This window comes from Variovorax robiniae (assembly GCF_037889955.1).
Taxonomy (GTDB): domain Bacteria; phylum Pseudomonadota; class Gammaproteobacteria; order Burkholderiales; family Burkholderiaceae_C; genus Variovorax; species Variovorax robiniae.
In genome coordinates this window covers 1-3,432 of record NZ_JBBKZS010000067.1, presented here as the reverse complement: position 1 = coordinate 3,432, position 3,432 = coordinate 1, and the positions used below count along the sequence as shown (strand labels likewise).

The window sequence follows — 3,432 nt, the reverse complement described above, 5'->3', positions numbered from 1 at the left end:
GGGCCACGCGAGGTTCACGTCGCCGCGCAGGTGCTTGGAGGCCATCACGTCGTAGGCACCGCCGTAGGCCTTGCGGGTGATGACGGTGATCTTGGGAACCGTGCATTCGGCATACGCGTAGAGCAGCTTGGCGCCGTGCTTGATGATGCCGCCGTACTCCTGGCTGGTGCCGGGCATGAAGCCGGGCACGTCCACAAAGGTGATGACGGGGATGTTGAAGGCATCGCAGAAGCGCACGAAGCGCGCGGCCTTGATGGAGCTCTTGATGTCGAGGCAACCTGCCAGCACCAGCGGCTGGTTGGCCACGATGCCCACGCTCTGGCCTTCCATGCGGGCGAAACCGATGACGATGTTCTTCGCGTAGTCGGGTTGCAGTTCGAAGAAGTCGCCGTCGTCGACCACCTTCACGATCAGCTCCTTCATGTCATAGGGCTTGTTCGGGTTGTCGGGGACCAGGGTGTCCAACGACAGGTCGGCGCGGTCGGCCGGGTCGCCGCTGGGGCGGACCGGGGGCTTCTCGCGGTTGTTGAGCGGCAGGTAGTTGTACAAGCGGCGCAGCATCATCAATGCTTCGACGTCGTTCTCGAAGGCCATGTCGGCCACGCCGCTCTTGGTGGTGTGGGTGGAGGCGCCGCCCAGTTCTTCCGCGGTGACGTCCTCGTGGGTCACGGTCTTCACCACTTCGGGGCCGGTGACGAACATGTAGCTGGAATCCTTCACCATGAAGATGAAGTCGGTCATGGCCGGCGAATACACCGCACCGCCCGCGCAGGGGCCCATGATCATGCTGATCTGCGGGACCACGCCGGAGGCCATGACGTTGCGCTGGAACACCTCGGCATAGCCGCCAAGGGAAGCGACGCCTTCCTGGATGCGCGCGCCGCCCGAGTCGTTCAGGCCGATCACCGGGGCGCCGACCTTCATGGCCTGGTCCATCACCTTGCAGATCTTCTCGGCATGGGCCTCACTCAGCGCACCGCCGAAGACGGTGAAGTCCTGGCTGAAGACGAACACCAGGCGGCCGTTGATCATGCCGTAGCCGGTGACCACGCCGTCGCCGGGGATCTTGTTGTCCTCCATGCCGAAGTCGGTGCAGCGGTGCTCGACGAACATGTCCCACTCTTCGAAGGTGTTGTCGTCCAGCAGCAGTTCGATGCGCTCGCGTGCGGTCAGCTTGCCCTTGGCATGCTGCGCGTCGATGCGCTTCTGGCCGCCGCCAAGGCGGGCCTGCGCGCGTCGTTGTTCGAGGAGTTCGAGGATGTCTTTCATGGGATCCTGTTGGAGTTCAGATGTTCGTGTGGTGGTCTTGCGCGGCCAGCAGGTTGCGTGCGGCCGTCGATGCGGGGAGCGTGCCGCCGGTCACGGCGGCGATGGTTTGCGGCAGCAGTTCGCGCACATGGGGATGGTGTCGGAAGGCATGCTTGAGGCCGGCGTCGATGCGTTCCCACATCCACGCGAGCGCCTGTTTCTCCCGGCGCATTGTGAGCCTGCCGTTGGCGATCTGGAGCGACTTGAATTCGCTGACCGCGGTCCAGAAGGCATCGACGCCTGTGCCGAGCAGCGCGCTGAGTTGCATCACGCGCGGCTGCCAGAAGCGAATTTCAGCTTCGGGCGAGCCCGGCGTTGCGTGTGCAGCGTGCATCGCTTGTGCATGCGCCGGGTTGCCGTGGTGGCCGAACAGGCGCAGCGCCGAGGTGATCTGGGCCTGTGCGCGCGTGGCGGCGTCCTTGTCGATGTCGGCCTTGTTGATGACGACCAGGTCGGCCAGTTCCATCACGCCTTTCTTGATGGCTTGCAGATCGTCGCCAGCGTTGGGCAGTTGCAGCAGCACGAACATGTCGGTCATGCCCGCCACGGCGGTCTCGCTCTGGCCGACGCCCACGGTCTCGACGATGACGATGTCGTAGCCGGCCGCCTCGCAGACCAGCATGGCCTCGCGCGTCTTCTCGGCCACGCCGCCGAGCGTGCCGGAGGATGGGCTTGGGCGGATGTAGGCGCGCTCATGGACGGAGAGCCTTTCCATACGCGTCTTGTCGCCGAGGATGGAACCACCGGAGACGGTCGACGAAGGGTCGATGGTGAGCACCGCGACGCGATGGCCCTTGTCGATGAGGAAGAGACCCAGCGTTTCGATGAAGGTCGACTTGCCGACGCCAGGGACGCCGGAGATGCCGAGGCGGAAGGATTTGCCGGTGTGGGGCAGCAGTGCCGTGAGCAGTTCATCGGCCTGCTTACGATGGTCGTCGCGGGTCGATTCGAGCAGCGTGATGGCCTTGGCGATGGCGCGGCGCTGCGGCAGGGAGGCCGCGGCGAGCACGGCCTGCTGCAGATCGAGCACCCCGATCAAGACGCGGACTCCGACGGATGCCAGCGGTAATGCAAGTCCACCCCCTCCGCGCCTTCCAGCACGAAGCCGTGCCGCAGGTAGAAGCGGTTGGCATCGCTCTTCACGAGCGACGTGAGCTTGATGTCGCGCCCTTGCTCGCGCGCCTGCGACTTGGCCCACTCCAGCACCCATTCGCCGATGCCCAGGCCCTGGAAGCCAGTGCGCAGGTAGAGGTGGTCCAGGCGCAGGGCATCCGGGCCCTCGGGCTTGAGCGTGACGAAGCCGATGCGCTGGTCGCCGTCGAGCGCGATGTGGTGCATGAAGGGCACGACGAAGCCGGCCTGCAGCCGCTCGCGCGAGCGATCGGCATCGAAGCGGCCCACGCGCTCCAGGCTCGGACGCATTGCATCGATGCGCAAGGCGAGCATGGCCTCGAAGTCGCTGGAATCCACCGGCTGCAAGGACAGCCGAGACAGGATATCGGCCATGGGAATCCTCAGGCCGTGACGGCCGCGCGGATCTGCTCCAGCACATCCTTCGCACTGGCCGGGATCGGCGTGCCCGGGCCATAGATGCCCTTGACGCCGGCCTCGTAGAGGAAGTCGTAGTCCTGCCGCGGGATCACCCCGCCGACGAACACGATGATGTCGTCCGCGCCCTGCTTCCTCAGTTCCGCGATGATCGCGGGCACCAGGGTCTTGTGGCCTGCCGCGAGCGTGGAGACACCCACCGCATGCACGTCGTTCTCGATAGCCTGGCGGGCGCACTCCTCGGGCGTCTGGAACAGCGGGCCCATGTCGACGTCGAAGCCGAGGTCCGCGAAGGCCGTGGCCACCACCTTCGCACCGCGGTCATGGCCGTCCTGGCCGAGCTTGGAGATCATCACGCGCGGACGGCGGCCCTGCTCCTCGGCGAAGGCGGCGATCTCGTTTTGCAGCGTCTCCCAGCCTTCGGCCGAGTCGTAGGCGGCGGCGTAGACGCCCGTCACCTTCTGCGTGTCGGCGCGGTGGCGGCCGTAGACCTTTTCGAGTGCATCGCTGATCTCGCCGACGGTGGCGCGCAGGCGCACGGCCTGGATGCTGAGGTCCAGCAGGTTACCCTCGCCG

The 3,432-nt window shown here is 66.0% G+C and carries 4 protein-coding genes; all 4 read right to left on the bottom strand.

The window, feature by feature from the left end:
• Positions 1–1,269 (bottom strand): acyl-CoA carboxylase subunit beta (locus tag WKW79_RS36710; RefSeq protein WP_340340144.1); only part of this gene is annotated, 1,269 nt, incomplete at its 3' end.
• 16 nt (positions 1,270–1,285) lie between these two features.
• Entirely contained in the window at positions 1,286–2,344 is a 1,059-nt protein-coding gene (meaB, locus tag WKW79_RS36705; RefSeq protein ID WP_340340145.1) for a methylmalonyl Co-A mutase-associated GTPase MeaB, read from the bottom strand.
• A complete protein-coding gene (locus WKW79_RS36700; RefSeq protein WP_340340143.1) occupies positions 2,344–2,814 on the bottom strand; it encodes a GNAT family N-acetyltransferase in 471 nt (156 codons plus the stop codon). The genes meaB and WKW79_RS36700 overlap by 1 nt, the downstream gene beginning before the upstream one ends.
• An 8-nt stretch (positions 2,815–2,822) precedes the next feature.
• The coding region (locus WKW79_RS36695) for a cobalamin-dependent protein (protein WP_340340142.1) at positions 2,823–3,432 on the bottom strand (610 nt) is incomplete at its 5' end.

Coding starts and splice junctions, on each gene's coding strand:
- WKW79_RS36700 (WP_340340143.1), bottom strand. CDS start 2,814: ATGGCCGATATCCTGTCTCGGCTGTCCTTGCAGCCGGTGGATTCCAGC.